This window comes from Rhodococcus sp. As11 (assembly GCF_048957735.1).
Lineage (GTDB): Bacteria > Actinomycetota > Actinomycetes > Mycobacteriales > Mycobacteriaceae > Rhodococcus > Rhodococcus gordoniae.
In genome coordinates, this window is record NZ_JARDJE010000001.1 from 79,244 (window position 1) to 104,726 (window position 25,483).

Genomic DNA, 25,483 nt, shown 5'->3' on the forward strand with positions numbered 1-25,483 from the left:
CGCTGAGCAGGCAGTCGTCTTCAGCAGTTGACAAACTGTTGTGTTTTCCCAACACTTTGTTCCATGAGTCCGGTACGCCGTGGGGAAACGCTTCCCATCTACAACCGCATCCGCGTCCTGCGCGCGGAGCGTGGCATGAGCCGCGCACAACTGGCCGCGCTCATCGACGTGAACCCGCAGACCGTCGGCGCACTCGAACGTGGCGACCACTATCCGAGTCTCGATCTCGCCTTCCGCATCTGCGACGTGTTCGGGCTGCCGGTCGAAGCCGTCTTCTCCCGCACCGAGTTCACGCCGTTGTCGACGGAGCTGTACAAGCCTCGGAAGGAGGCCTGATGACCACCGAATCGCTGCTCGACCGCTACGAGGACTACCGCACCCGCCGGTTCCTGAAGAACGAGGAGATCACTGCGGGATGGATGCCGAACTGGCGCACCCGACGCCGCCGGCGCATCCTCGCCGGCGCGGTCGTGGCATTGATCGCGCTGATGTTCGTCACCGCCATCGCGTCGTACTTCACGATGTGGGCAGCGATCGTCTGGTTGCCGGTCGCGCTGATCTTCCTGCCCACGTGGACGTGCCTGCAGATCGTGTCGGGACGTCAATCCGACGCTCCGCGTCACGCGCTCGACGAACGTGAGATCGCCGAGCGCAACAGCGCCCGTTCGATCGGTCTGTCCGTGGCACAGGGGCTGCTGATGCTGCCGATCTTCGCGCTGCTGTGGAGCGCCTCGATCGCGTCGATCGACCATCGGGCGCTCGCCTACTCGGCAGGCGGATTCGCTCTCGCCTCGATACTGTTCAGCGGCTGCCTGCCCGCTGTTCTGCTCGCCTGGACCCGCCCCGACGACGACCCGGAGGACGTGCTGTGACACTGACGATCGACACTCTCTCGAAACGCTACGGCGACAAGATCGCCCTCGACGGCGTGAGCTTCGAAGTCCGCCCCGGTGAGTTGTTCGGCTTCGTCGGCAGCAACGGAGCGGGCAAGACCACCACCATGCGGATCGCGCTCGGCGTCCTGGCCGCCGACGCCGGCGAGGTCCGCATCGACGGGCGGCCCGTCGACCTCGAGATGCGCCGCAACATCGGGTACATGCCCGAGGAACGCGGCCTGTACCCGAAGATGAAGGTCGGCAAGCAACTGGCCTATCTCGCTCGGCTGCACGGACTCTCGAAAACGGAGGCGACGGAGGCGGTGCAGCGGTGGACCGAGCGGCTCGGCATCGCCGAACGCCTCGGCGACACCGTCGATGCCCTGTCGCTCGGCAACCAGCAGCGCGTGCAGCTCGCCGCCGCCCTCGTGCACGACCCGAAGGTGCTCGTGCTCGACGAGCCGTTCTCCGGACTCGACCCGGTAGCCGTGGACGTCATGAGCGACGTCCTCGTGGAGAAGGCGAAAGAGGGTGTGCCGGTGGTGTTCTCGAGTCACCAGCTCGACCTGGTCCAGCGCCTGTGCGACCGGGTGGGCATCATCGGCGCGGGCAGGATGCGCGCCGTCGGCACCGTCGACGACCTGCGCGCCGGCGGCGACGCGCTTCTCGTCGTCCACGCGCCGCAGGCACCCCGCGGCTGGGCGGACGGTCTGCCGGGAGTCACCCACGCCGAGTACGAGGACGAGCGCACCGTGCTCACCGTCACCCCCGGTGCCGACGACCAGCTGATCCTCAAGGCCGCCCTGGCCACCGGCCCCGTCCACGAGTTCTCGCTCCGGCGCCCGTCCCTGACCGAGCTGTTCCGAGAGGTGGTGTCCGCATGAGCGCCCCGTTGAGCAACGCCCGAGCGGTCGGTCTCGTCGCGTCGCGCGAGTTCGTCACGCAGGTCCGGAAGAAGAGCTTCCTGATCAGCAACGCGATCATCCTCGTCGCGATCGTCGTCGGCATCGTCGCCACCTCGATCCTGTCCGGCGGCGGCGAGGATCGACCCACCGTCGGAGTCGTGGGTGCACCCGCTCTGCAGACGACGATCGAGTCGCTCGGTGAGACCGTCGGCACCCCGCTCGAGGTCTCCGAGGTTCCGGATGCCGCCACCGCGCGCGACCGGGTGTCCTCCGGCGATCTCGACGTCGCCCTCGTGCCCGGCGACGGTGCGTCCGTCACGGCGATCACCGAATCGGAACTCGACACCGACGTCCGGGCTGTCGTCGAGGCCGCGGTCGTGCAGCAGGCCCAGGTCGCCGCACTGACCGATCGCGGTGTCGATCCCGCTGCGGTCGCGGCCGACGTGGCCGCGGCGACCGTGACCGTCGACGCCCTCGACCCGCCGGATCCCGAACAGGGACAACGCATCATCCTCTCGATCATCGCCGTGGTCCTGCTGTACATGCAGATCCTGATGTTCGGCATGTACGTCGCGATGGGTGTCGTCGAGGAGAAGTCGTCGCGGGTCGTCGAACTGCTGCTGTCGACCCTGCGGCCGCTGCAGTTGCTGTGGGGCAAGATCCTCGGCATCGGCGCGGTGGGGCTCCTGCAGCTCACCGCCTACGGCGCGGTCGGTGTCGGCACCGCACTCGCCACCGGCACCCTCACGATCACCGGCACCGCCCTCGGGGTTCTCGCCGGCACGCTCGGCTGGTTCGTCCTCGGTTTCGCGTTCTTCGCCGTGCTCTACGCGGCGGCGGGATCGATGGTGTCTCGGCAGGAGGACGTCAACTCCACCTCGGGCCCGCTGGTGTTCCTCATCCTTGCGATGTTCTTCGCGGCCTTCTCGTCGGTCGACGACCCCGAGGCCGGATGGAGCACCACGCTGAGCTGGATCCCGCCGTTCTCGGCGATCCTCATGCCCCTGCGCATCGCCGCGGGTGTTGCCACGCCGGTGCAGATCGTCGGCACCATCGTGCTCATGGTGATCGCCATCGGAGTGCTCAGCGTGATCGCCGCGCGCATCTACCAGCGGTCGATCCTGCGCATCGGCCGGACGGTCACGTGGAAGGAAGCGCTCGGCCGATAGCCGATCCCGCTTCGAGGGGGAGAATATGTGCGGTTTCTCGCAAGACGCCGCACATATTCTCCCCCTCGTTCGCGTCGGTATAGGTTGACCTTCGACCGACGAGGACAGGTGGAGGCAACGTGGCCGGTGGCAGGATCTCGGCGCAGGAGTTCATCGACAAGGTGCTCGACCCGGGCAGTTTCGCCTCCTGGGACGTTCCGCCCATCGACGTCGGGGCCGGTGAGAAGTACCTCGCCGATCTGGGCAGGGCCGCCGAGAAGTCGGGTGTCGACGAATCCGTGCTCACCGGTTCGGGCACCGTCCACGGCCGGCGCGTCGCGCTGATCGTGTGCGAATTCTCCTTCCTCGCAGGCTCTATCGGTGTCGCCGCCGCCGAACGTATCGTTGCCGCCGTCGAACGCGCGACGGCCGAGGGACTGCCCCTGCTCGCGTCCCCCACCTCGGGCGGCACCCGCATGCAGGAAGGCACCCTCGCCTTCGTGCAGATGGTGAAGATCGCCGCCGCCGTCGCTGCCCACAAGGCCGCCCATCTCGGCTATCTCGTGTACCTGCGCAATCCGACGACCGGTGGCGTGTTCGCGTCGTGGGGGTCGCTCGGGCACGTCACCGCCGCCGAACCCGGCGCGCTCGTCGGTTTCCTCGGCCCGCGCGTCTACAAGGCGCTCTATCAGGAGGACTTCCCGGAAGACGTGCAGACGGCGGAGAACCTGTACCGCAAGGGCGTGATCGACGGGGTCGTGCCCCTCGGCGGTGTGCGGCAGGTGGTGCACCGGCTGCTGCGCGTGCTGGTCGAGCCGAACCGGCCCGAGGTGGCAGCGAGTCCGGCGATCACCGCCGTCGACGACGTCCCCGACATCCCGGCCTGGCAGTCGGTGATGCTCAGCCGACGTCCCGAACGACCCGGCATCCGGCAATTGCTGCGGCACGCCGCCTCCGCACAGGTACCCCTGTCCGGAACGGGGCAGGGCGAGTCCGACCGCACCGTGCTGCTCTCGCTCGCCCGGTTCCGCGGCGTCTCGTGCGTGATGTTCGGCCAGGACCGCGCGGGACAGTCGCCCGAACGCACGATGGGGCCGGGTGCGCTGCGCGAAGCCCGGCGCGCGATGCGGCTGGCGGACGAACTGCGCCTGCCGCTGGTGCTCGTCATCGACACCCTGGGCGCCTCGCTGTCGAAGGAGGCCGAGGAGCGCGGGCTGGCACCCGAGATCGCCCGCTGCCTCGCCGATCTCGTCACTCTGCCCACCCCGACGGTGTCGGTGCTGCTCGGCCAGGGCACCGGAGGAGGTGCGCTCGCCCTGCTGCCCGCCGACCGGGTGTTGTGCGCGCAGCACGGCTGGCTCGCACCGCTCCCACCCGAAGGCGCCAGCGCCATCGTGCACCGCGACACCACCCACGCCCCGGGGATGGCGCAGGATCAAGGGATCCGCTCCCGCGACCTGCTGCGCAACGGTGTGGTCGACGCGGTCGTCCCCGAGCACCCCGACGCCACCGAGGAACCCGTCTCGTTCGTCAAGCGGGTCGGCGCGGCGGTCGCGCGCGAACTCGCCGTCCTCACCGACGAACCCGCGGAGGAACGGTACCGGCGACGGATCGAGCGGTATCGGAAGCTCGGCGTGCCCTCCTGACCCGGCGCGATCCGGATCAGCTCGAACCCGCCACCGCTCCACCCGCAGCGATGGCCGTCATCATCGCCGCGTTGACCGATGCGACGGCGTCGCGCACCGCCTCGGCCGCCCACTCGCCCTGCGCGATCTCCTTCGCCCGCTTCTTCACCGCCCGCTTGTCGGCCTCCGGGAACACCTTCGGCGCCGCATCCGCCGCCGACAGCAGCGCGATCAGGGCCGCGGTGCGTGGGTCCGGGGTCAGGCCGTCGATCAACGCCGCGCGGATCGGGCCACGGACGCGCTCCTCGTGGCCGGAATCGCTCGCGGGCCACTTCTTCGTCGGAAAGACACCGAGTATCTTCCCGCGCTCCTCCGAGACCGAGCCCTGCTCGACGACCCGTGCGAGAAGCTTCTCCTGGAGGCCCTTCTGCAGTTTCTCGATGGCCACCGTCGGCTTCACCGGCCTGCCCGAGCGGAGCCGTTCGACCGCCTCGGCGAGGATCGGGTCGGCGGGTCGCGCCTCGGTGCGTATCACGATCCGACCCTTTCTCACCTGCTTCCCCTCGGTGTCGACCGCCACCACGTCGTCGAGGGCGAGTTCGACGAGCACCGCACCCGCGAGAACACGGGGCAACTTCACTCCGTCGACGAGCGGCTTCCCCGATTCGTCGTCGAGCAGCAGGAGCAGAAGGTCTTCCGCTATCGAGGTCATGCGAGTCAGGGTAGGCACTTCGCCCGCTCGTCGCGCGATCGTGTCCGTCCGACGCAGACACGAGGTCGCCCCACCGCAGGTCCCATAGAGTGGTTCGGTCCACAACTACCGTCGAGGAAGGACACAAGCGATGGGCTCGTACGAGGAGGCGTTCCGCCGGAGCACCGAGGATCCCGAGGGATTCTGGCTCGAGGCCGCCCAGGCGGTCGAGTGGGAGAGCGCGCCGACGCGAGCTCTCGACGACTCGGCGGCACCGTCGTACAGGTGGTTCCCGGACGGCACCCTGAACACCAGCGTCAACGCGCTCGACCGGCACGTGCGCGCGGGGCACGGCGATCGCCCGGCGCTGATCTGGGATTCGGCGATGGTACCCGCGAAGCGCACCTACACCTACGCAGAGTTGCTCGACCGAGTCGCGACGTTCGCCGGGGTGCTGCGCGACCAGGGTGTCGTGGCCGGCGACCGCGTGATCGTCTACATGCCGATGATCCCCGAGGCCGCGATCGCGATGCTCGCCTGCGCCCGTATCGGGGCGGTGCACTCGGTGGTCTTCGGTGGGTTCGCCGCGAAGGAACTCGCGACCCGCATCGACGACGCGAAGCCGGTCGTGCTGGTCACGGCCTCCGGTGGTCTCGAACCGGGCCGCACCATCGAGTACCTGCCGATCGTCGAGCAGGCGATCGGTCTGTCCCCCACGCCGCCGCACACCGTGATCGTCAAGGATCGTGAGCAGATCCCCGGTTCGGCGGCCGACTACCAGACCTCCTCCGCGGCGTGGTTCGACTGGGACGAGCTCTGCGCCGACGCCGCTCCCGCCGAGCCCGTGACTGTCGCGGCGACCGACCCGCTCTACATCCTCTACACCTCCGGCACCACCGGGAAGCCCAAGGGCGTGGTGCGCGACAACGGCGGGCACGCCGTAGCTCTGACCTGGTCGATGCACAACATCTACGACATCGACCCGGGCGACGTGTGGTGGACCGCTTCCGATGTGGGCTGGGTGGTCGGCCACTCCTACATCGTCTACGGTCCGCTGCTGGTGGGCGCGACGACGGTGATGTACGAGGGCAAGCCCGTCGGCACACCCGATGCGGGCGCGTTCTGGCGGATCATCGCCGAGAACGGCGTCAAGGCGTTGTTCACCGCCCCCACCGCGATTCGGGCGGTGCGCAAGGCGGATCCGAACGCCGAGGAGCTGAAGAAGTACCCCATCGACTCGTTGCGGACGCTCTTCGCCGCCGGTGAACGCCTCGACCCCGACACCTACCACTGGGCGACGAAGGTGCTCGACCGTCCGGTGGTCGACCACTGGTGGCAGACCGAGACGGGCTGGGCGATCGCCGCCAATCTGCGCGGCCTCGAGGCGATGCCGCTCAAGGCCGGCTCCCCGACCGTCCCCGTTCCGGGATACCGGGTCGAGATCGTCGACGGCGAGGGCGGGCTCGTCGATCCGAACACCGAGGGCAACATCGTCGTCCGGCTGCCGTTGCCGCCGGGCACCCTGGCCGGCCTGTGGCAGGACGAGGATCGTTACCGCCGCTCGTACCTCGACACATTCCCCGGTTACTACCTCACCGGCGATTCCGGGTACATCGACGAGGACGGCTACGTCTTCGTCCTCGGCCGCTCCGACGACGTGATCAACGTTGCCGGGCACCGGCTCTCGACCGGCAGCATGGAGGCCGTGGTGGCCGGACATCCTGCCGTCGCCGAATGCGCGGTGGTGGGCATCCGCGACGAACTCAAGGGTCAGCGCCCGTCGGGTTATGTAGTGCTCAAGGCGGGCGTGGAGATCGATCCCGAGACCCTGCGCCGAGAGCTCGTCGCGATGGTCCGCGACCAGATCGGCGCGGTCGCGACCTTCCGCGATGTGACGGTGGTCCAGGCTCTCCCGAAGACACGCTCCGGCAAGATCCTGCGCAAGACGATGCGGCAGATCGCCGACCACGAGGAGTACACCGTGCCGTCGACGATCGAGGATCCGGCGGTGCTCGACGCGCTGAAGCAGCAACTCGGCGGCTGACGGCACGCCACGGAGGGTGTACACGGCAGCGGACGGATACTCGGTGCAGAACACGAGTATCCGTCCGCTGGAGTACGCCTACGTCACTTCCGTCGTCGGCGCCTCACGACCATCAGCACGAGCACGGCCGCGATGACCCCGCCGGCCACCGCGATCAGATCGGGCCGGTTGCGGACTTCCTGGGCCCGTTCGGCCGCGGACTGCTTGACCCGGGTGGGCACGTCGAGTCTGTCGGTGAGTTCGCCGACGGTCGCGGCGAGTTCGGCCCGTTGACGTTCGATGTCGGCCACGTCCTCCGGACGCCCATCGTTGTCCGATGCGGTCACTTCGTTGCTCCCTTCGCGGCGTCGATGTCGGCGCGGACACTGGCAACCGTGCGTTCCGGTACGGGGGGTGCGGCGTTCTTCGCCTTCGAGGCACCGACCGCCGCGAGGATGCCTCCGACGACGAGCACCACTAGCGCGACGATGAGGGCGGCGAGCCACGGCTCGACGGCCGTGGCGAGGCCGAGCACGGCTGTCGCGATCAGCGTCGCCAGTCCCAGGAACAGCAGGATCGCTCCCGCACCCGAGATACCCACGCCCACACCGATACGGGTGCCCTTGGACTTGACCTCCTTGAGCGCGTGGGAGACCTCGGTCCGGACCAGGGTCGACACCTGTTCGGTGAGCCGCTCGGTGAGTTCGACCGTGGACAGGTTCTTCGGTTGTTCGGCCACGGGACGCGCATTGCCGCCGGGCGTCGTCATCGCGGACTCCTTTCTGTCGGGGGTCGGGGAGGGTCCACGGAGTCGGTCGCCTCCTCGGAGGAGTTGTCCACGCTGTGGGCTTCACGCAGTTTCCGCCCGTGCTCGACGAGTTCCTCGAGCTTGGCGGCGTTCTTCTCGCTCGCGCGTGAATCACGTTCGGGCAGTTGCAGTGTCTTCTCGGCGGGCATACCGGCCTGTAGCTGGCGGCCTCGCTCCATCTCGGCGTCGAACTCGGCACCGAACAACAGGGCCAGGTTGGTGATCCACAACCACAGCAGGAAGATCACTGCGCCGGCGAGGGATCCGTAGGTCTTGTTGTAGCTGCCGAAATTCGAGACGTAGAAGGCGAATCCCACCGAGGCCACGATCCACACCAGGATCGCGATGAGTGATCCGAGGCTGACCCAGCGGAATTTCGGCTGGGACACATTGGGTGTCGCGTAGTACAGCACCGCGACGATCATGACCACCAGCGCGAGCATCACGGGCCACTTGACGATGTTCCACACCGTCACAGCGGTGTCGCCGAGGCCGATGACGTCGCCGATCGTCCGTGCCACCGGACCACTGATCACGAGCATCAGGGCGGTGGCGCCCGCGGCCACCAGGGCCACTGCGGTGATCAGCAGCATCAGCGGACGCAGTTTCCAGACGGGCCGCCCCTCTTCGATCTCGTAGATCCGGTTCATGGCGCGGCCGAAGGCGCCGACATATCCCGATGCCGACCACAGTGCGCCGAGAATACCGACGACCAGGGCGAATCCGGCTGTCGGTGCGGCGACGAGCTGTTCGATCGGCCCTCGGAGCGTATCGACGGCGGAGGACGGACCGAGATCCTCGACCATGCCGAGCACGGCATCCACCGTCGTCTGCCCCTGGCCGAACACACCGAGCAACGAGACCACGACGAGCAGGGCCGGGAACAGCGACAGGACGGCGTAGTAGGTCAGCGCGGCGGCGAGATCGGTGCACTGATCCCGACTGAACTCTCGAATCGTCCTGCGCAGCACATACTTCCACGACGGTTTGGACAAATCGGTCGGAGAGTCGGGTTTGCGCGGATCGTCGGGTGCGAGGGTGGCACCCGATGACCCGTCACGTCTGTGCTCGGCATCCATACTGCGGCGGATACCCGCGGTCGCACACGGACCAAACTCACAACCGCACCGAGACCGAACGCGCCGCCCCAGCGGCGCGACGGCCGTACGATTCGGCTCATGCCCGACATCCCACTCGAAGGATCCGCCGACGGTTTCGCCGACATCGCCTCGCAGCTCGACTACCCGATGTTCATCGTCACCGCATTCGACGGTGAGGAACGCAGCGGCTGCCTGATCGGATTCGCGACGCAGTCCGCGATCGATCCGGCGCGCTTCCTCGTGGCACTGTCGGACAAGAACCGGACGTACCGGGTGGCGTCGAAGGCGAAGCATCTCGCGGTACACGTCCTGACCCCGGCCGATCGCGAACTGGCGGCGCTGTTCGGTGAGCACACCGGTGACGACATCGACAAGTTCGACCGCTGCTCGTGGCGGGAGGGACCGTACGGCCTGCCCGTGCTCGACGGCCCGCGGGCCTGGTTCGTCGGCCGGATCCTGGAGACGTTCACGACCGGTGACCACGGAGGCTTCCTCCTCGAACCCGAACGCGGCGAGCTCCGCGGCGACCTGGACCGCCTCATGACCTTCGCGTCCGTGGGCGATCTCGAAGCCGGGCACGGCGCGTGACGTGCATCCGTAGAGCACAAGTGATCTGATCGGCGACATGCGACGACTCGACGGCACCCCTGCGGCGCAGCACGTGGACGACACGACGCTGCGCGCCCTCTACGCCTATCCCGACGACCTGTCCCGGCCGTGGCTGCGGATCAACTTCGTGTCCTCGCTCGACGGCGCCGTGGCGGTCGAAGGACGGTCGGGCACCCTGGGTTCCCCTTCCGACAAGAAGGTCTTCGGGCTGTTGCGCGAGCTCGCCGACGTGATCCTCGTGGGTGCGGGCACGGTGCGCGCCGAGAACTACGGTGGCGCCCGGACGAGCGAGGCCCTGCGGGCGCGGCGGCAGGAGGCCGGACTGGCTCCGACACCCCCGGTCGCGGTGGTGACCGCCTCGTGCGACCTGCCACCCGACCTGCGTCTGTTCACCGATACGACGATCCCGCCCGTGGTGTTCACGACCGCACGTGCCCCCGAGAGCGCCCGGCGCGCGGTCGAGGCCGCCGGTGGCGAGGTACGCGTCATCGCCGACGCGGTGATCGACGGACCCTCCTTGCTCGCCGCGATCGGCGAGGCAGGATGGCTCCGCGTGCTGTGCGAGGGCGGGCCCAGCCTGTTCGGCCGCATGATCGAGGACGGCGTTGTCGACGAGCTGTGTCTGACCTGGGCGCCGGTCCTGGCCGCCGGTAACGCCGGGCGCATCGCGCACGCACCGACGGCTGCCCTGACCCCCCTGCGACGTGCGCACCTGGTGTGCGACGACGACGGCACCCTGCTCACCCGCTGGGTGCGGACCGATGCTCTGGAAGGAGACACGCATGGCCGATGACGATGTGGTGGAGGGGACGGACACCTCCGACGAGCTGATCGAGCAGTTGGCCCAGCTCGCCTCCGACAAGGAATTGACGCTCGGCTGCGCGGAGTCGCTCACCGCCGGCACGCTCGCAGCCCGCCTGGGTGCCGCGAAGGGCAGCTCCGACTGGTTCCGCGGCGGCATCGTCGCGTACTCGCGCGAGGTCAAGTACGGCCTGCTGGACGTACCCGAAGGTCCGGTGGTCAGCGAGACCGCGGCGCGCACGATGGCGGAGAGCACCTCCCGCCTCCTGGGAGCCGAGATCGTCGTCGCCGTGAGCGGAGCCGGCGGACCCGATCCGCAGGACGGCCGTCCGCCGGGCACGGTCTGTTTCGCGACGACCGGTCCGGACGGAACTCGCAGCGAGGAGCAGCACTTCGACGGTGACCCGGAGAAGGTGCTCGCACAGACGGTGCGTCACGCGCTGTCGTTGCTCGTGGAGCGGGCATCCGCCTGAAAATCGGATGCGGTCCCCTGCCTGCGGGACCTACCGTGACGGCCATGCGCGTCGTCTTCACGAAAGGTCCCGGCATCGGGTACGAGATCGCGGTGCATCGCGAGACCGGACCGGAACTCGCTCCGCGCAACGGCCCGGGCGGTCACCCCTATCTCCCCCACGACCTCGTGCACCTGCTGGTCGAGAGGGAGGCGGGCATCGAGCTCGGCGTCTACGGGCAGTTGGCCGCCGGCGACAACGGCCTGTTCTGGCCTGCCGACGACGCAGAACGAACCCGGGCCGGTCGGCGTCGCAGGTCGAAGAAGCATGCGATGCCCCCGCGCGCGGAGGCCGACATGATCAGGTCGGAGGAACTGGCGCGCATCGCCGTCCCCGTCTGGGAGGCGCGGCGCCGCCCGGCAGACGGGCTGCCGGCCCATGTCTCCGAGAAGGACGTCGTACCGGTGGTCGACCGCATCGTGGACACCTTCGACGACTACGCCGACCGGTGGCATGCGCTACCGGTCGGCGGGTCGCTCACGGTGACCTGGGAGAGACCGTCACAGAGCCGACGGTGACACGTCCAGGGTCGTCCGGTCGAGGCTCGCGAGCAGATCGAACTGCGGGCCGGTCCTCGGCAGTTCGAAACGGAAGAAATAGCGTGCGGCAGCGCGCTTCCCGTCGAAGAAGTCACCCTCGCGGTCGCCTACGGCGAGGAGCTGCTCGAGCCACAGCCATGCCACGACGACGTGCCCGACGGCTTCCAGATAGACCGACGAGTTCGCCAGGGCCACAGCGGGATCGCCGGTGGACCACAGTGTCGCGGTGGTCTCCGCGACGCGCCCCACGGCCGCGCCCAGCTGTTCCGCGTAAGCGGCGGCGTCACCCCCTGCCCGTGTCGCCTGCGCGATGGTCCGTCCTACCGTTTCGCCGAGCAGCGCAAGAGCGGCACCGCCCTGCATGATCACCTTGCGGCCGAGCAGATCCAAACCTTGGATACCGTGGGTGCCTTCGTGAATGGGGTTGAGGCGGTTGTCGCGGTAGAACTGTTCGACGTCGAACTCGCGGGTGTAGCCGTAGCCCCCGAGCACCTGGATCGCGAGGCTGTTGGCCTCGAGGCACCACTGCGACGGCCAGGACTTCGCGATGGGCGTGAGCAGGTCCAGCAGCAGACCGGCGCGTGCGCGCGCCGCTTCGCTCTCGGCGGTGCGCTGGTCGTCGACGAGCTTCGAGCAGTACAAGCCCAACGCCAGCGCACCTTCGACGTACGACTTCTGCGCCAACAACATCCGCCGTACATCGGCGTGTTCGACGAGGGGAACCTGCGGTGAGGCCGGATCCTTCGCGCCGAGCGGACGGCCCTGGGTGCGGGTGCGGGCGTAGTCGAGGGACTGCAGGTATCCGGCGTACCCGAGGGAGGTGGCAAGGAAGCCGACGCCGATCCGCGCCTCGTTCATCATGTGGAACATGTACGACAGGCCCTTGTGCGGCTCGCCGAGCAGGTAGCCGACCGCACCGGCCTTTCCGCCGGGCGTGTGGACGCCCTCCCCGAAGTTGAGCAGGGTGTTGGTGGTGCCGCGGTTGCCCATCTTGTGGTTGAGGCCGACGAGAGCGACGTCGTTGCGTTCGCCGAGGGTGCCGTCGGCCTCGACGAGGAACTTCGGGACGATGAACAGCGAGATGCCCTTCACCCCGTCCGGTCCGCCGGGGATCTTGGCGAGGACGAGGTGGACGATGTTCTCGGTGAGTTCGTGATCGCCGCCGGAGATCCACATCTTGGTGCCGGTGAGGCGGTAGGAGCCGTCGTCCGCGGGCACGGCCTTGGTGGTGATGTCGGCGAGCGAGGAACCTGCCTGGGGTTCGGACAGGCACATGGTGCCGAAGAAGCGCCCCTCGAGCATGGGCGGTACGAAGGTGGCGATCTGCTCGTCGCTGCCGTGCGCGACGAGCAGGCTCGCGTTCGCCGCCGTGAGGAAGGGATAGGCGGAGGTTCCGGCGTTCGCCGCCTGGAACCACGCCATCGACGCGCGCTGCACCGTCACCGGAAGTTGCATCCCGCCGTGTTCCTCGTCGAATCCGCCCGCGAGGAGGCCCGCCTTGGAGAACAGCTCCAGGGCGTCCTTGACCTCGGGGATGATCTCGACGCGGCCGTCCTCCCCGATGCGGGGTTCCTGGGCGTCGGCCTTCTTGTTGTGCGGCGCGAAGTGCTTGGTGGCGATGTCGGCGCTCAGGGCGAGTACGGCGTCGAAGGTTTCCCGAGAGTGGTCGGCGAAGCGTGTCCGCGTGGTCAGGGACTCGACGTCGAGCCAGTCGTAGAGAAGAAAGTCCAGATCGCGGCGGGACAGGAGAGGAGAGGGCATCGGGGATCCTTTCGGGCGACGCGGGTATCCGGCCGCAGCAGGAACGAACTAAGCGCTCACTCAGTAGAGCAATGCCGGTGCATGATGTCAACGACGCCTTTTCCGCGACCCGCAGGACGGACCCCGTGACCGACACACCCGAGCAGACCTCCGACGCGCCCGTTACCGTCGATTCCCCCGCCGCCGCCCTTCCGGGCGGCGGATCCGACGTCGCGCGCCGGCTCGTCGCCTCCGCCGTGGAGTCCTTCGCCCGACGTGGCTACCACGCGACCACCACCAGGGACATCTCCGTCGGCGCGGGGTTGAGCCCCGCCGCTCTGTACGTGCACTTCCCGTCCAAGGAGGCGGTACTCTTCGAAGCCGGTCGCAACGGACACCTCCACGTTCTCGAGGAGGTCGAGAGCGCTGCCGCGATCTCCACCGATCCGGTCGAACGGATGCGCGCGATCGTCGACCGGTTCGTGCGGATCCACGCGGTGCACCACACGACCTGCCGCGTCGCGCAGTACGAACTGCACGCGCTCTCGGAGGAGCACTACCGCGAGATCGCCGAGATCCGCCGGCGCACCGACGCCGTGGTCCGCGAGGTCATCTCCTCCGGAGTCGGCAGCGGTGCGTTCCGCGTCGGCGACGTGCCCACCGCAGCCCTGGCCGTCCTGTCGCTGGGAATCGATGTCGCCCGGTGGTACCGCCCGGGCCGAATGGACGTCGACGACCTGGCCCGCCACTACGTCGACCTGGCGTTGTCGATGCTCGGGGCACCCCCACACTGACCCGGGCCGGCCGCCGAACGACGACGAGGCCCGCGACATCGGTGTGACCACCGTTGTCGCGGGCCTCGAATGTCGTTGCGGGCGCGGTTATCCGACGCCGAGCAGATCGATCACGAAGACGAGTGTCTTGCCTCCGAGCGGATGCCCGGAACCGGCCGGTCCGTACGCGAGCTGCGGGGGCACCGTGAGCTTGCGACGTCCACCGACGCGCATGCCCGGAATGCCCTCCTGCCAACCCGGGATCAGCCGTCCCAGCGGGAACCGGGCGGAGTCGCCACGAGCGAACGACGAGTCGAACACCTCGTTGGTCTCGTACTCCACACCGTGGTAGTGCACATCGACCACGCCGCCCGGCTGGGCCTCGTCGCCGTCACCGATCGTGATGTCCTCGATCACGAGATCGGCGGGCGCAGGGCCGGTCGCCGGCTCGATCGTCGGAACCTCCGGCGGCACCTGCACGGCGAGCAGGTCGATGATGAACACGAGGGTCTTGCCGGACATGCGGTGTCCCGATCCGGCCGGACCGTAGGCGAGTTCCGGCGGGATGGTCAGCTGGCGACGCCCGCCGACCTTCATGCCCGGGATGCCTTCCTGCCAGCCGGCGATCAGGCCGGACAGCGGGAAGGTGATGGACTCACCGCGGCTCCACGACGAGTCGAACTCCTCACCGGAATCGAACTCGACCCCGACGTAGTGGACTTCGACCTTCGATCCGGGTTCCGCCTCGGCACCGTCGCCGACCACCAGGTCCTTGATGACCAACTGGGTGGGAGCGGGGCCCTCCTGGAACTCGATTTCGGGCTTTGTCATGCGTGTCTCCTCGTCGGGATTCGGTCGAGATGTCCGGTCGTTACGAGGGTCAGCGCTCCTCGAGGGACGTGTACGGCCGCTCGGTGTAGCCGGTGTAGATCTGACGCGGACGGCCGATCTTCAGGGTCGGGTCGGAGTGCATCTCACGCCAGTGCGCGATCCAGCCGGGCAGGCGGCCGAGGGCGAACAGCACGGTGAACATGCGGTCCGGGAAGCCCATCGCACGGTAGATCAGGCCCGTGTAGAAGTCGACGTTCGGGTACAGCTTGCGCTCGATGAAGTAGTCGTCCGTGAGCGCGGCCTCTTCGAGCTTCATGGCGATCTCGAGCAGTTCGTCGCCCGCACCGAGCTTCTTGAGGATGCGGTCGGCGGTCTTCTTGACGATCGCGGCCCGCGGGTCGTAATTACGGTAGACGCGGTGCCCGAAGCCCATGAGCTTCACGCCGTCTTCCTTGTTCTTGACCTTGCGGACGAAATCCTTGACGTCGCCCTCGGACTTGGCGATGCCGTCGAGCATCTCGAGCACGGCCTGGTTGGCGCCGCCGTGCAGCGGGCCCCACAGCGCGTTGATGCCACCCGAGATGGACGTGAAGAGGTTGGCATCGGACGAGCCGACGAGACGCACCGTCGAGGTCGAGCAGTTCTGCTCGTGATCGGCGTGCAGGATGAGCAGCATGTCGAGCGCCTGCGCGATCTCGGGATCGATCTCGTAGGGCTCGGCCGGGAAGCCGAAGGTCATGCGCAGGAAGTTCTCGACCAGCGACAACGAGTTGTCGGGGTAGAGGAAGGGCTGACCGACCGACTTCTTGTACGCGTAGGCCGCGATGGTCGGCAGCTTGGCGAGCAGACGGATCGTCGACAGCTCGACCTGCTCGGAGTCGTCCGGGTCGAGGGAGTCGGGGTAGTACGCCGACAGGGCGTTGACAGCGCTCGACACGACGGGCATCGGGTGCGCGTTGCGCGGGAAGCCATCGAAGAACCGCTTGAGATCCTCGTGCAGCAGGGTGTGGCGGCGGATCTTGTCGGTGAAGACCTCGAGCTGCTCCGCGGTCGGCAGCTCACCGTAGATCAGCAGGTAGCTGACCTCGATGAACGTGGACTTCTCGGCGAGCTGCTCGATCGGGTATCCGCGGTACCGCAGGATGCCCTCCTCACCGTCGATGTACGTGATCGCCGACTTGGTGGAGGCGGTGTTGACGAAACCCGGATCCAGGGTGGTGTACCCGGTCGCCGCAAGGAGCTTGCCCAGCTCGATACCGTCATTGCCTTCCGTCGCCTTGGCGATCGACATCGTGTGTTCGCCACCGGGGTAGCTGAGGGTGGGGTTGGTGTCATTCTCAGCGGGCACGAAGGATCCCTCTCAAGCTCAGACCTACGAGAAACTTCCGGACATTCACGTAGAACCTAGCCGTAGCGCGGGGTATGCGCTGAGGCAGGGTCCGCCGAAAGTCCCCGATCGGTATGTCGTCCATGTGGGCTCCGAACGCTCGCCCGCACCCTCTGCGACAGCGCCGCAAGGCCGGCACACGCCGATAACCTGCGGCAATACTACCCAAGTCTCACCAAGGTCGTTACGCGGGGATCTGCGCGTATCCGGCGCCCACGCGGTCACTCTACTCACGGCACCGCGAGGAGCACATCGAGGAGTGCGGCGGTGGCCTGCGCGACGGCTGCACCCTCGAGAGGCGCATCGGTTCATCGGTCGTCGAGTCCGACAGGATCGCCGCCATCACCGGCTGCCCGTCGGGCGACCACACCATCCCGGCGTCGTCCGCCGTCCCTTCGGAGGGATCCTTCCGCTTCGAGGCGCAGAACAGCGGCGGCGGAGAACAGCGCCCCGGCATCGTGCAGAACATTCTGCGCGGCAGAGTGTTTCGAATCGGCATGACGCAACCCCGCGCATCGCCGTCACCGGGTTGCACGCGCCGCTTCCGGACGAAGTCGTTTCCGGCGAGAATGTGGACCTGTCGTCACCCGAGGGTGCGTGAGACCCGGTAGCGCACGAAGGCCGGGAAGGCGACGACGCACACGAGCGTGCCGACGATCACGAGCACGCCGCCGCCGGCCGCGGCGACCGCGGTTCCTGCCGCGGCCGCAGCGGCGCCGTGAAGCACGTCGCCGATGCGCGGTCCTCCCGCGACGACGACGATGAACACACCCTGCAAGCGGCCGCGCATCTCGTCGGTGGCGACGGTCTGCAGCATCGTCGAGCGGAAGGCCGCGGACACCATGTCGACCGCCCCGCCGAACGCCAGGAAGAACAGGGCGAGCCACAGCAGCAGACCGCTGCCGTCGGGCTCGGCCCACCACACCGCGGCGCCGAAGCCGACCATCGCCACGCCCCACAGGACGATGCACACGATCACGGCCAGTCCCTGGCGCTGCACCCGCGGCAGCCACCCGGAGAAGACGCCGCCGATCACCGCGCCCACCGACATCGCCGCGAACAGCAGACCGAGGGCGAAGCCACCCTGCGCGGGATCACCGAACGATTCGTGGGCGATCTGCGGGAACAGCGCGCGCGGCATCCCGAACACCATCGCGACGATGTCGACGACGAACGACGCCAGCAGGATCTTCTGTCCGGACAGATACCGGAAGCCGTCGAACACCGCGCGCAGACCGGCGCGGGTCACCTCGCCCAGCGGCGGGATCGCCGGTAGCCGGACCACCGCCCACAGGGTTGCGAGCAGGAAGATCGCGTCGAGCAGATAGAGAGTGGGCAGACCCACGACCGGGATGAGGGCACCCGCGAACAACGGCCCGGCGATGGCACCGAACTGCACCACCGTCATGTTCAGCGAGGTGGCCGCCGCGATCTGCCCCGTCGGCAGCAACCGCGGGATGATCGCCGCGCGGGTCGGCTGGTTGACGGCGAAGAACGCCTGCTGCACCGAGAACAGACACAGCAGGATCCACACGTTGTCCAGTCCGCTCGCCGCCTGCACCCACAGCAGCAGGGACGTGGCACCGAGTCCGGCGGAGGTGATCAGGAGCAGCTTCCGGCGATCCATGGCGTCGGCGAGGGCTCCACCCCACAGTCCGAAGACCACGAGGGGAACCAGCCCGAAGACACCGGTCAGGCCCACATATGCCGAATTGCGGGTGATCTCGTAGATCTGCTGCGGCACGGCGACCACGGCCATCTGGGCGCCGATGACGGTAACGATCCCGGCCCACCACAGCCGGGCGTAATCCTTGGTGCGCAGGGGTGTGGTGTCGGCGAGCAACCGCCTCACGGTTGCAGGCGCTCGGTGACCCAGCGACCGTCGACCGAGCGGGTCCGGATCCTGTTGTGCAACCGATTGGGTCGGCCCTGCCAGAACTCGACCGACTCCGGCACGATCCGGAAGCCGCCCCAGAACGGCGGCACCGGGATGTCGTCGTCGAGGTCGTACCGCTCGGCGGCCTCGACGAGGGCGTGCTCGAGATCGGCCCGCTCCCCCACCGGCCGTGACTGTTGCGACGCCCACGCGCCGAGTCGTGATCCGCGCGGACGGGTGTGCCAGTACGCGAGCGTCTGATCGTCGGGCACGCGGACGACCGGTCCGCGGACCGTCACCTGCCGGTAGACCGGCAGCCACAGGAAGGTTGCCGAAGCGTAGGGATGCCCGGCCAGATGGCGGCCCTTGTCGGACTCGAAGTTCGTGAAGAAGGTCAGGCCGTCGGCGTCGATCTTCTTGCACAGCACGGTGCGGGTCGCCGGGTGGCCCTGCTCGTCGACGGTCGCGAGCACCATCGCATTGGGTTCGGGCACAGCGGTGGCGACCGCGTTCGCAAACCACGTACGCAACAGCGGAAGCCAGCCTCCGGCGACATCGTCCGGGGTGAGATCGCGGTCGGCGGGGGACTCGTCGGTCGGCCCGGCCGGGCTGTAGTCGACACGCATACGCGCGAGGTCGTCTCCCTCGGGGCGCGGCAACGGTGTATCGGACGGCACGAACGACGACGGTACTCCGGCATCCGGAAGGCGGCGCTCGGACCACGAGGACTACAGTTTTCAGGACGACCCGAGTGGGGTGCCGATCACACCTGGCGGTGACCTCATTCCACCGGCAGCGCGGCTCGGACCGGGCCGTGCTCGAATGAGGAGAGCCCAACCGTCATGGCAATGCGCACGTCAGTTCCCGAGGATTTCGTCGCAGGACTCGAAGGCGTGGTCGCCTTCACGAGCGACATCGCCGAGCCCGACAAGGACGGTGGCGCACTGCGCTATCGCGGGGTCGACATCGAAGAACTCGTCGAGAAGGGAGTCACCTTCGGCGACGTGTGGGCTCTGCTCGTCGACGGCGAGTTCGGTCGCGGCCTGTACCCGGCCGAGCCGTTCCCCCTCCCGATCCACACCGGCGACGTGCGTGTCGACGTCCAGGCGGGGCTGGCGATGCTCGCACCCATCTGGGGTTTCCGTCCGCTGCTCGACATCGACGACGCCACGGCCCGCGACAATCTCGCGCGTGCCGCGGTGATGGCCCTGTCCTATGTGGCCCAATCGGCCCGCGGCATCTATCAGCCCGCCGTGCCGCAGCAGCGCATCGACGAGGCGAGCACCGTCACGGAGCGTTTCATGGTGCGCTGGAAGGGCGATCCCGATCCCAAGCACGTCGAGGCGATCGACGCCTACTGGGTGTCGGCGGCCGAGCACGGCATGAACGCCTCGACGTTCACCGCCCGGGTCATCGCCTCCACCGGCGCCGACGCGGCCGCATCGCTCTCCGGCGCCGTCGGCGCGATGTCCGGGCCGCTGCACGGCGGCGCCCCGGCCCGCGTGCTGCCGATGATCGAGGAGACCGAACGCACCGGCGATCCGCGCGGACTGGTCAAGGGCATCCTCGACCGCAAGGAGAAGCTCATGGGCTTCGGTCACCGTGTGTACCGCGCCGAGGACCCCCGCGCCCGGGTGCTGCGCAGCACCGCGAAGCGGCTCGACGCTCCCCGCTTCGAGGCCGCGGCCGCGCTCGAGCAGGCCGCGCTGGCCGAACTGCGCGAGCGTCGCCCCGACCGCGCGATCGAGACCAACGTCGAGTTCTGGGCCGCGGTGATCCTCGATTTCGCGGAGGTCCCTGCGGCGATGATGCCTGCGATGTTCACCTGCGGGCGCACCGCCGGCTGGTGCGCGCACATCCTCGAGCAGAAGCGCCTGGGCAAGCTGGTGCGTCCCGCGGCGATCTACACAGGCCCGGATCCGCGACCTGCCTCGGAGGTCACGGGCTGGGACTCGATCGCACACCGTTGACCCCTCCCCCGGCCGGGCCCGACCAGCGCCCGGCCGGGGCTCCGAGGAGGCGGTCTAGACTACCTGTGCACCATGTCCCTCGACTCTTAGGACACGCATTCCGATGGCAGACGCGTCACCGATCATTCCCGCCGACCTGAAGCCCGCAGACGGCCGCTTCGGCTGCGGCCCCTCCAAGGTTCGTCCCGAGCAGCTGCAGTCGCTGGTCGATGTCGGCGCTTCGGTGTTCGGCACCAGCCACCGGCAGAAGCCGGTCAAGGACGTCGTCGCCCGTGTCCGCTCGGGTCTGCGCGACCTGTTCTCCCTGCCGGAGGGTTACGAGGTCGTCCTCGGCAACGGTGGCACCACCGCCTTCTGGGATGCCGCGGCGTTCGGTCTGATCCGGGAGCGTTCGCAGCACTTCACCTACGGCGAGTTCTCGTCGAAGTTCGCGACCGTCGCGAAGAAGAACCCGTTCATCGGCGACCCGATCGTCGTGGGTTCGGAGCCCGGTTCGGCCCCCGAGATCGTCGCCGACGCGTCGGCCGACCTCATCGGCTGGGCGCACAACGAGACCTCGACGGGTGTCGCGGTTCCCGTGCAGCGCCCTGCCGGTTCCGACAACGCCCTGATCGCGATCGACGCGACCTCGGGTGCCGGCGGCCTGCCGGTGAACATCGCCGACGCCGACGTGTACTACTTCGCTCCGCAGAAGTGCTTCGCCGCCGACGGTGGTCTGTGGATCGCGCTGATGAGCCCGGCCGCGCTCGAGCGTGTCGCGGAGATCAAGGAGTCGGGTCGTTTCACCCCCGAGTTCCTGTCGCTGCCGATCGCGGTGGACAACAGCAGCAAGGACCAGACGTACAACACCCCGGCGCTGGCCACCCTGCTGCTGTTCGCCAACCAGATCGAGTGGATGAACGGCAACGGCGGGCTCGACTGGGCGGTCGCCCGCACGAAGGATTCGTCCGCGCGCCTGTACGAGTGGGCCGAGGCATCCGAGTACGCGACCCCGTTCGTCGCCGATCCGGCACTGCGTTCGCAGGTCGTGGGCACCATCGACTTCGCCGAGTCGGTCGACGCAGCCCAGGTCGCGAAGATCCTGCGCGCCAACGGCATCGTCGACACCGAGCCCTACCGCAAGCTCGGCCGCAACCAGCTGCGCGTCGGCATGTTCCCGGCCATCGATCCCGAGGACGTCTCGCAGCTGACCAAGAGCATCGACTGGGTCGTCTCCCAGCTCTGAGCACGCTCGCGAAGCGGGGCCGGGTCCGGGATCGGACCCGGCCCCGCTGTCGTTCGAGTCTCGACCTCGCATCGAGACATTTCGGCGAACCCTGGACGATAACGCGCCGCGCCGGATTTCTTGCGATGCCACTCGGCGTGGCGCGGCGTGTCCGGCCACGAAAAATATCGCGGTCGGTTACAGTCGGGCGGGTCAATCGCGATCGGCGCGAGGAGGTCAAGGTGCGAGAGCTTCGAGTGGTCGGTCTCGAGCCCGATGCTAAGCATGTGGTGCTCGCCGATCCCACGACGGGGGACAAGTTCCGCATTCCCGTCGACGACACCCTGCGCGCAGCCGCTCGCGGGGATCTGGCCCGTCTCGGCCAGATCCAGATCGAGACGACCAGCCAGCTCCGTCCTCGCGAGATCCAGGCCCGCATCCGCGGCGGCGCCTCGGTCGAACAGGTGGCCGACGAGGCGGGCATCCCCGTCGCCAAGGTCGAACGGTTCGCCTATCCCGTTCTGCTCGAACGGTCCCGGGCCGCCGACATGGCCAAGAAGGGTCACCCGGTCCGACCCGACGGACCTGCTGTCGAAACCCTGCTCGACATCGTCACGCATGCCTTCCGCGCCCGTGGGCACAGCCTCGACGAGGCCGAATGGGATGCCTGGCGCGACGACGACGGATTCTGGGTCGCGCAGTTGCGGTGGCACGCCGGTCGTTCCACGAACCGGGCCCACTGGCGGTACCAGCCCGATGCGCACGGTGGCACGATCACCGCTCTCGACGACATCGCGGCCGATCTGGTGGATCCCGATTGCGGTCGTCCTTTGCGCTACCTGACCCCGGTCTACTCGGCGCGCGACGTCGACGATTCCACCGAGGCCGAGAACGCCGAACGTCACGCCCCGATCGCACTGGAGTCCCCCGCTGCCGAAGAACCGGCTCCCGAGCCGGCCGCTGCAGAGGAGGCTGCCGTCGCCGCCACCGTGGGCGACGAGGCACCACAGGCCCCCGCGAAGGACAAGCGCGGCAAGCCGGCCCTCCCCTCGTGGGACGACGTGTTGCTCGGTGTGCGCAGTAACGGACGCGTCTGAGGAAGACGTCGGCGATGTCGGCGACGGTGTCGACGCTCTGGTACGTCGACGCACCCGATCCTGCCGCGGTCCTGCGCGAGTTCTCCCCGGATCGTGATGCGGCGCAGGCACTTCTGTCGCGCATGTTCCCCGACGTCCACGTCGATCCCGGTGTGCGGGTTCCGCTGACCGAGGTCGGTCGAGACGATACGGCGGACTCGGTCGAACGGTTCTGGGTCGGCAGCTATCCCGGCGTGACGGTCGTGTCGAACCGCCGATTCGCACTGCGCCACCCATCGGAGCTTCCCGCGATGTGGTTGCGTACGCCCGCCGCGGAACACACCTGCCTGCTGGCCTCCGATCCGGCCGGCGCGTGGGGATCGTTCGCCGTGTGGGAGTGCGGCAGGCTGCGACGCAGTTTCGGGGCGAGCACGGTCGAGTTCTTCGAGGACGAGGGCCTGCCGTTCGTGTGGGAACGGCCGTTCTGGGCGGGTGACCATCCGCTCCGCTGGCCGCCGAACATCCCACCGCCCCCGGAGTCCCTGCCTTTCCACCCCCGCAAGCTCGTCGAGGAGGCGCACGGCGCATGGCTCGGATTCCGCTACGTCGGGCGTCGCCACGACGAACCGGACCCGCGCGAGATCGAGACGTGGAGTTTCACGCTGCGCACCCCGGTCCCGCAGGTCACCGCCCCGGCTCCGAAGACCGGCTGGTGGCGGCGCCTCGTGGCGCGTTGACCTCCCGCCCCTACCCCGGAATCTCGACCGGACTGTTCATTCCCCTTCTGTGATAAGAGTTTTCAGGGAGTCGACGTCCGCCGGCGTGATCTCCGGGGACTGGAGGACGATGGTCCAGGCGTCCACGTACTCGGTGCTGTACTTGTGGCCGTGACCGGCCGGCACACCCGTGGAGAAAGGCAGATCTGCCGTGATCTGCCAGAACGTCACGAACGGTATCCACACCATGTCCTCGAGCACGTCGCGACCGGGGGCTTCACCGATCCAATCCGGTTCGCTCGTGATCAGACGCGGACTCCACCACACGATCGGGTCCGACGGATGCATCAGATACAGCACCCGACTTCCCTCCCACGGAGCGGCGTCGGGAGGAATACCCGCCTGCGGGTCGTTCGTGAATCGCACCGTGCGACCGTCCCGGAAGACCGGCTCGACCTCCGGGCTGCCCTCGTCCCGGCGATCGCTGAACTCCCGGAAGAGGACGTTGAAGTTCGGAGGACCGGCGAACACCGTACCCGCCGTCCGATTGCGCAGGTCGTACTCGCCGCTGAAGGCCGTCTCCCCACCGAACGAACCGAGACTCTCACCTGCCACGAACAACCGGGGGCGGGCGTCCTGAGGAAGCTTGGACCAGACGTCGTAGACCGCGTCGAACAGATCGCGTCCGGCTTCCCTCGCCTTCGACTGGTCGACCAGATAGGAGATCCACGAAGGCAGGTAGGAGTACTGGATGGCAACGGTCGCGACATCGCCGCCGGTGAGGTACTCGACGGAGTCCACCAGAGCCGGATCCACCCATCCACTCCCGGTCGTCGTCACCACCACCAGATTCCGGCGTTCGAATCCGCCTGCCCGCGTGAGGTCTTCGACCGCCAGCGCCGCTCGCGTCTCGGTGTCCTCGGACGACGCCAGACCGGCGTAGATCCGGATCGGTTCGAGGGCAGGACCTTCGGTGAACCGGCCGATCTGCTCGGTGGACGGACCCTGCCCGACGAAGATCCGCCCCTGCCACCCCAGGGAATCCCACGGCACCACCGAATCCGGTCCGCCGGAGCGCAGCGCGGTCGTCGGTTGCTGCACACCTTCCTCGGTCTGCGTGTCCCGTGCCGAGAACGCCGTGTTGGCGACGTCGATGAAACCTGCCAGCAGCACGCCGGAGACGAGCGCGTACACCAGGCCGGCGACGAGCACCCATCCCACGACGTTCGCGGCTCGCTGCCCGATCCACCGGTCGAGCGTCTTCGCCGCCCAGCGATACAGACCGCGAATACCGCGTCCGATCGCCAGGAGGAGGCCGAACACCAGTACCGCGATGACCGGCGAGAGCACCGTGAACACGAGATCGTACTCGGAAATCCCCATCAGAGATCGGATTTCGTGCTGCCAGTACTGGCCGAGTCCGAAGAAGACCGCGAAGAGGACCGCCCCGCAGACTCCGAAGATCCACCACGACGCAGCCTTGGGAGACCGAAGAGGCCGGTCGGCGAACGCGCGCCACACGAACGCGAGGAGCACCCCGAGGCCGTATCCGATCGCGGCCGTGATCCCGCAGATCATCCCCTGCAGGATCCCACCGCGCGGAAGCAACGACGGGGTGAAGGACAAACATGCGAAAAGCACTGCACCCCAACACCCGGGAAGCGTGAGATGCAGTGCACTCCGTCGTCGCTGCGAACGGGAAGCGCCGGACTCGGTCGTGATGTTCCCCACCGCTCCGCCCCGAACGCTGCGACCGCCTTCCTGCACGGCCGCGTCAGTAGTAGTCGGAACGCGGCTGCCAGGTCGAAACCGCCCAGATCACAACCACATCGAGCGCGATGATCAGGATCGACCACCACGGGTAGTACGGCAACCACATGAAGTTCGCAAGGATCGACAACGCGGCGATGACGATGGCCGTGACGCGAGCCCACATGGCGCCGCTCATCAACGCGAGACCGGCGACCAGCATCACGACACCGAGGACGATGTGGATCCATCCCCACGCAGTGAAGTCGAATTTGAACGTGTACTCCACGCCCTGCACGAAGACTTCGTCCTCGGCCACCGCGGCGATGCCCTGGAAGATCTGGACGATGCCGACGGTTGCCAGGATGATCGCTGCGCCGATCGAGGTGCCTGCGGCGATACCCTGTTCGACACTCGTCCCGCCCCGGTCGGGGCGTACATCCTGCGACATGACAATCCTCTCGTGTAGGAAGAAGACATCGACCGTGCGCCGCTCCTCGCGAGGAGCGGTCACGATCCGATTCT

At 68.1% G+C, this 25,483-nt stretch carries 26 protein-coding genes and 1 pseudogene; 15 read left to right on the plus strand and 12 right to left on the minus strand.

Annotation, left to right across the window (positions count from 1 at the left end; translation table 11 throughout):
* Nucleotides 1-63: 63 nt before the first annotated feature.
* The 5 genes from PV766_RS00435 to PV766_RS00455 all read left to right on the plus strand — a co-directional run bounded on the left by PV766_RS00435 (nt 64) and on the right by PV766_RS00455 (nt 4,574).
* Nucleotides 64-336, plus strand: coding sequence for a helix-turn-helix transcriptional regulator (locus PV766_RS00435; protein ID WP_016934131.1), 273 nt, complete (start codon nt 64-66; stop codon nt 334-336).
* Nucleotides 336-872, plus strand: a complete 537-nt coding sequence (locus PV766_RS00440) for a hypothetical protein (RefSeq protein ID WP_421096217.1) — start codon at nt 336-338, stop codon at nt 870-872. Before PV766_RS00435 ends, PV766_RS00440 begins: the two co-directional genes overlap by 1 nt.
* Nucleotides 869-1,759: an ABC transporter ATP-binding protein gene (locus tag PV766_RS00445; protein ID WP_064064760.1), complete on the plus strand. Its 891-nt coding sequence runs from the start codon at nt 869-871 to the stop codon at nt 1,757-1,759. The genes PV766_RS00440 and PV766_RS00445 overlap by 4 nt, the downstream gene beginning before the upstream one ends.
* Nucleotides 1,756-2,949, plus strand: a complete 1,194-nt coding sequence (locus PV766_RS00450) for an ABC transporter permease (RefSeq protein WP_129977100.1) — start codon at nt 1,756-1,758, stop codon at nt 2,947-2,949. The genes PV766_RS00445 and PV766_RS00450 overlap by 4 nt, the downstream gene beginning before the upstream one ends.
* Before the next feature lie 119 nt (nt 2,950-3,068).
* The gene (locus tag PV766_RS00455; RefSeq protein ID WP_129977101.1) at nt 3,069-4,574 is read left to right on the plus strand and encodes a carboxyl transferase domain-containing protein; all 1,506 of its coding nucleotides are present in this window, start codon (nt 3,069-3,071) and stop codon (nt 4,572-4,574) included.
* Between the two features lie 16 nt (nt 4,575-4,590).
* Here the strand turns inward: PV766_RS00455 and PV766_RS00460 are convergent, their stop codons facing one another.
* Nucleotides 4,591-5,265, minus strand: coding sequence for a GOLPH3/VPS74 family protein (locus tag PV766_RS00460; RefSeq protein WP_421096218.1), 675 nt, complete (start codon nt 5,263-5,265; stop codon nt 4,591-4,593).
* A 130-nt stretch (nt 5,266-5,395) separates the two neighbouring features.
* Between PV766_RS00460 and PV766_RS00465 the strand changes: the two genes are divergently transcribed.
* Nucleotides 5,396-7,288 carry a propionyl-CoA synthetase gene (locus PV766_RS00465; protein ID WP_421096219.1) on the plus strand — a complete coding sequence of 631 codons (1,893 nt, stop codon included), beginning with the start codon at nt 5,396-5,398 and terminating at the stop codon, nt 7,286-7,288.
* A gap of 83 nt (nt 7,289-7,371) precedes the next feature.
* Here the strand turns inward: PV766_RS00465 and PV766_RS00470 are convergent, their stop codons facing one another.
* From PV766_RS00470 to PV766_RS00480, 3 genes are read right to left on the minus strand one after another with little or no spacing between them, the layout of a single operon-like run.
* Nucleotides 7,372-7,614 carry a DUF3618 domain-containing protein gene (locus PV766_RS00470; RefSeq protein ID WP_421096220.1) on the minus strand — a complete coding sequence of 81 codons (243 nt, stop codon included), beginning with the start codon at nt 7,612-7,614 and terminating at the stop codon, nt 7,372-7,374.
* The gene (locus tag PV766_RS00475; protein ID WP_421096221.1) at nt 7,611-8,036 is read right to left on the minus strand and encodes a phage holin family protein; all 426 of its coding nucleotides are present in this window, start codon (nt 8,034-8,036) and stop codon (nt 7,611-7,613) included. Before PV766_RS00475 ends, PV766_RS00470 begins: the two co-directional genes overlap by 4 nt.
* Nucleotides 8,033-9,154: a YihY/virulence factor BrkB family protein gene (locus tag PV766_RS00480; protein ID WP_421096222.1), complete on the minus strand. Its 1,122-nt coding sequence runs from the start codon at nt 9,152-9,154 to the stop codon at nt 8,033-8,035. Before PV766_RS00480 ends, PV766_RS00475 begins: the two co-directional genes overlap by 4 nt.
* A gap of 99 nt (nt 9,155-9,253) precedes the next feature.
* On the opposite strand from PV766_RS00480, the gene PV766_RS00485 reads away from it, so the two are divergent.
* From PV766_RS00485 to PV766_RS00500, 4 genes are read left to right on the plus strand one after another with little or no spacing between them, the layout of a single operon-like run.
* Nucleotides 9,254-9,763, plus strand: a complete 510-nt coding sequence (locus PV766_RS00485) for a flavin reductase family protein (protein ID WP_129977107.1) — start codon at nt 9,254-9,256, stop codon at nt 9,761-9,763.
* A 37-nt stretch (nt 9,764-9,800) separates the two neighbouring features.
* Nucleotides 9,801-10,577 carry a pyrimidine reductase family protein gene (locus PV766_RS00490; protein ID WP_421096223.1) on the plus strand — a complete coding sequence of 259 codons (777 nt, stop codon included), beginning with the start codon at nt 9,801-9,803 and terminating at the stop codon, nt 10,575-10,577.
* On the plus strand, nt 10,567-11,058 hold the full coding sequence (locus tag PV766_RS00495) for a CinA family protein (protein ID WP_129977109.1): 492 nt from the start codon (nt 10,567-10,569) through the stop codon (nt 11,056-11,058). Before PV766_RS00490 ends, PV766_RS00495 begins: the two co-directional genes overlap by 11 nt.
* 44 nt (nt 11,059-11,102) lie before the next feature.
* The gene (locus PV766_RS00500) at nt 11,103-11,615 is read left to right on the plus strand and encodes a hypothetical protein (protein WP_165369251.1); all 513 of its coding nucleotides are present in this window, start codon (nt 11,103-11,105) and stop codon (nt 11,613-11,615) included.
* Here the strand turns inward: PV766_RS00500 and PV766_RS00505 are convergent.
* Complete coding sequence (locus tag PV766_RS00505; RefSeq protein ID WP_421096224.1) at nt 11,598-13,397, minus strand: acyl-CoA dehydrogenase; 1,800 nt, start codon at nt 13,395-13,397, stop codon at nt 11,598-11,600. The two genes, PV766_RS00500 and PV766_RS00505, sit on opposite strands and share 18 nt — an antisense overlap.
* A gap of 77 nt (nt 13,398-13,474) precedes the next feature.
* On the opposite strand from PV766_RS00505, the gene PV766_RS00510 reads away from it, so the two are divergent.
* On the plus strand, nt 13,475-14,170 hold the full coding sequence (locus PV766_RS00510; RefSeq protein WP_064064798.1) for a TetR/AcrR family transcriptional regulator: 696 nt from the start codon (nt 13,475-13,477) through the stop codon (nt 14,168-14,170).
* Nucleotides 14,171-14,257: 87 nt separating this feature from the next.
* Here PV766_RS00510 and PV766_RS00515 read toward each other — a convergent pair whose 3' ends face one another.
* The 5 genes and pseudogenes from PV766_RS00515 to pdxH all read right to left on the minus strand — a co-directional run bounded on the left by PV766_RS00515 (nt 14,258) and on the right by pdxH (nt 18,920).
* Entirely contained in the window at nt 14,258-14,653 is a 396-nt protein-coding gene (locus tag PV766_RS00515) for an FKBP-type peptidyl-prolyl cis-trans isomerase (protein ID WP_232284705.1), read from the minus strand.
* Nucleotides 14,630-14,980, minus strand: a pseudogene (locus PV766_RS00520) (FKBP-type peptidyl-prolyl cis-trans isomerase); the annotation flags it as partial. The gene PV766_RS00515 and the pseudogene PV766_RS00520, both read right to left, overlap by 24 nt.
* 49 nt (nt 14,981-15,029) lie before the next feature.
* A complete protein-coding gene (locus tag PV766_RS00525; RefSeq protein WP_016933032.1) occupies nt 15,030-16,328 on the minus strand; it encodes a citrate synthase in 1,299 nt (432 codons plus the stop codon).
* A gap of 622 nt (nt 16,329-16,950) precedes the next feature.
* On the minus strand, nt 16,951-18,219 hold the full coding sequence (locus PV766_RS00530; protein ID WP_421096225.1) for an MFS transporter: 1,269 nt from the start codon (nt 18,217-18,219) through the stop codon (nt 16,951-16,953).
* A complete protein-coding gene (gene pdxH / locus PV766_RS00535) occupies nt 18,216-18,920 on the minus strand; it encodes a pyridoxamine 5'-phosphate oxidase (protein WP_421096226.1) in 705 nt (234 codons plus the stop codon). Before pdxH ends, PV766_RS00530 begins: the two co-directional genes overlap by 4 nt.
* Nucleotides 18,921-19,085: 165 nt before the next feature.
* Here pdxH and PV766_RS00540 point away from each other — a divergent pair, with 165 nt between their 5' ends.
* From PV766_RS00540 to PV766_RS00555, 4 genes are all read left to right on the plus strand, one after another.
* Nucleotides 19,086-20,213, plus strand: a complete 1,128-nt coding sequence (locus PV766_RS00540; RefSeq protein WP_129977112.1) for a citrate synthase 2 — start codon at nt 19,086-19,088, stop codon at nt 20,211-20,213.
* 103 nt (nt 20,214-20,316) lie between these two features.
* Nucleotides 20,317-21,438 (plus strand): phosphoserine transaminase, encoded by a 1,122-nt coding sequence (gene serC, locus PV766_RS00545; protein WP_016932820.1) that lies wholly within the window; start codon nt 20,317-20,319, stop codon nt 21,436-21,438.
* A 221-nt stretch (nt 21,439-21,659) separates the two neighbouring features.
* The gene (gene sepH / locus PV766_RS00550; RefSeq protein ID WP_421096227.1) at nt 21,660-22,514 is read left to right on the plus strand and encodes a septation protein SepH; all 855 of its coding nucleotides are present in this window, start codon (nt 21,660-21,662) and stop codon (nt 22,512-22,514) included.
* A 14-nt stretch (nt 22,515-22,528) separates the two neighbouring features.
* A complete protein-coding gene (locus PV766_RS00555) occupies nt 22,529-23,230 on the plus strand; it encodes a DUF6928 family protein (RefSeq protein WP_421096228.1) in 702 nt (233 codons plus the stop codon).
* Nucleotides 23,231-23,266: 36 nt separating this feature from the next.
* Here PV766_RS00555 and PV766_RS00560 read toward each other — a convergent pair whose 3' ends face one another.
* Together PV766_RS00560 and PV766_RS00565 are read right to left on the minus strand one after the other, a co-directional pair.
* Complete coding sequence (locus tag PV766_RS00560) at nt 23,267-24,850, minus strand: alpha/beta hydrolase (protein WP_421096229.1); 1,584 nt, start codon at nt 24,848-24,850, stop codon at nt 23,267-23,269.
* A gap of 133 nt (nt 24,851-24,983) precedes the next feature.
* On the minus strand, nt 24,984-25,409 hold the full coding sequence (locus PV766_RS00565; RefSeq protein WP_421096230.1) for a DUF7144 family membrane protein: 426 nt from the start codon (nt 25,407-25,409) through the stop codon (nt 24,984-24,986).
* Nucleotides 25,410-25,483 lie beyond the last annotated feature (74 nt).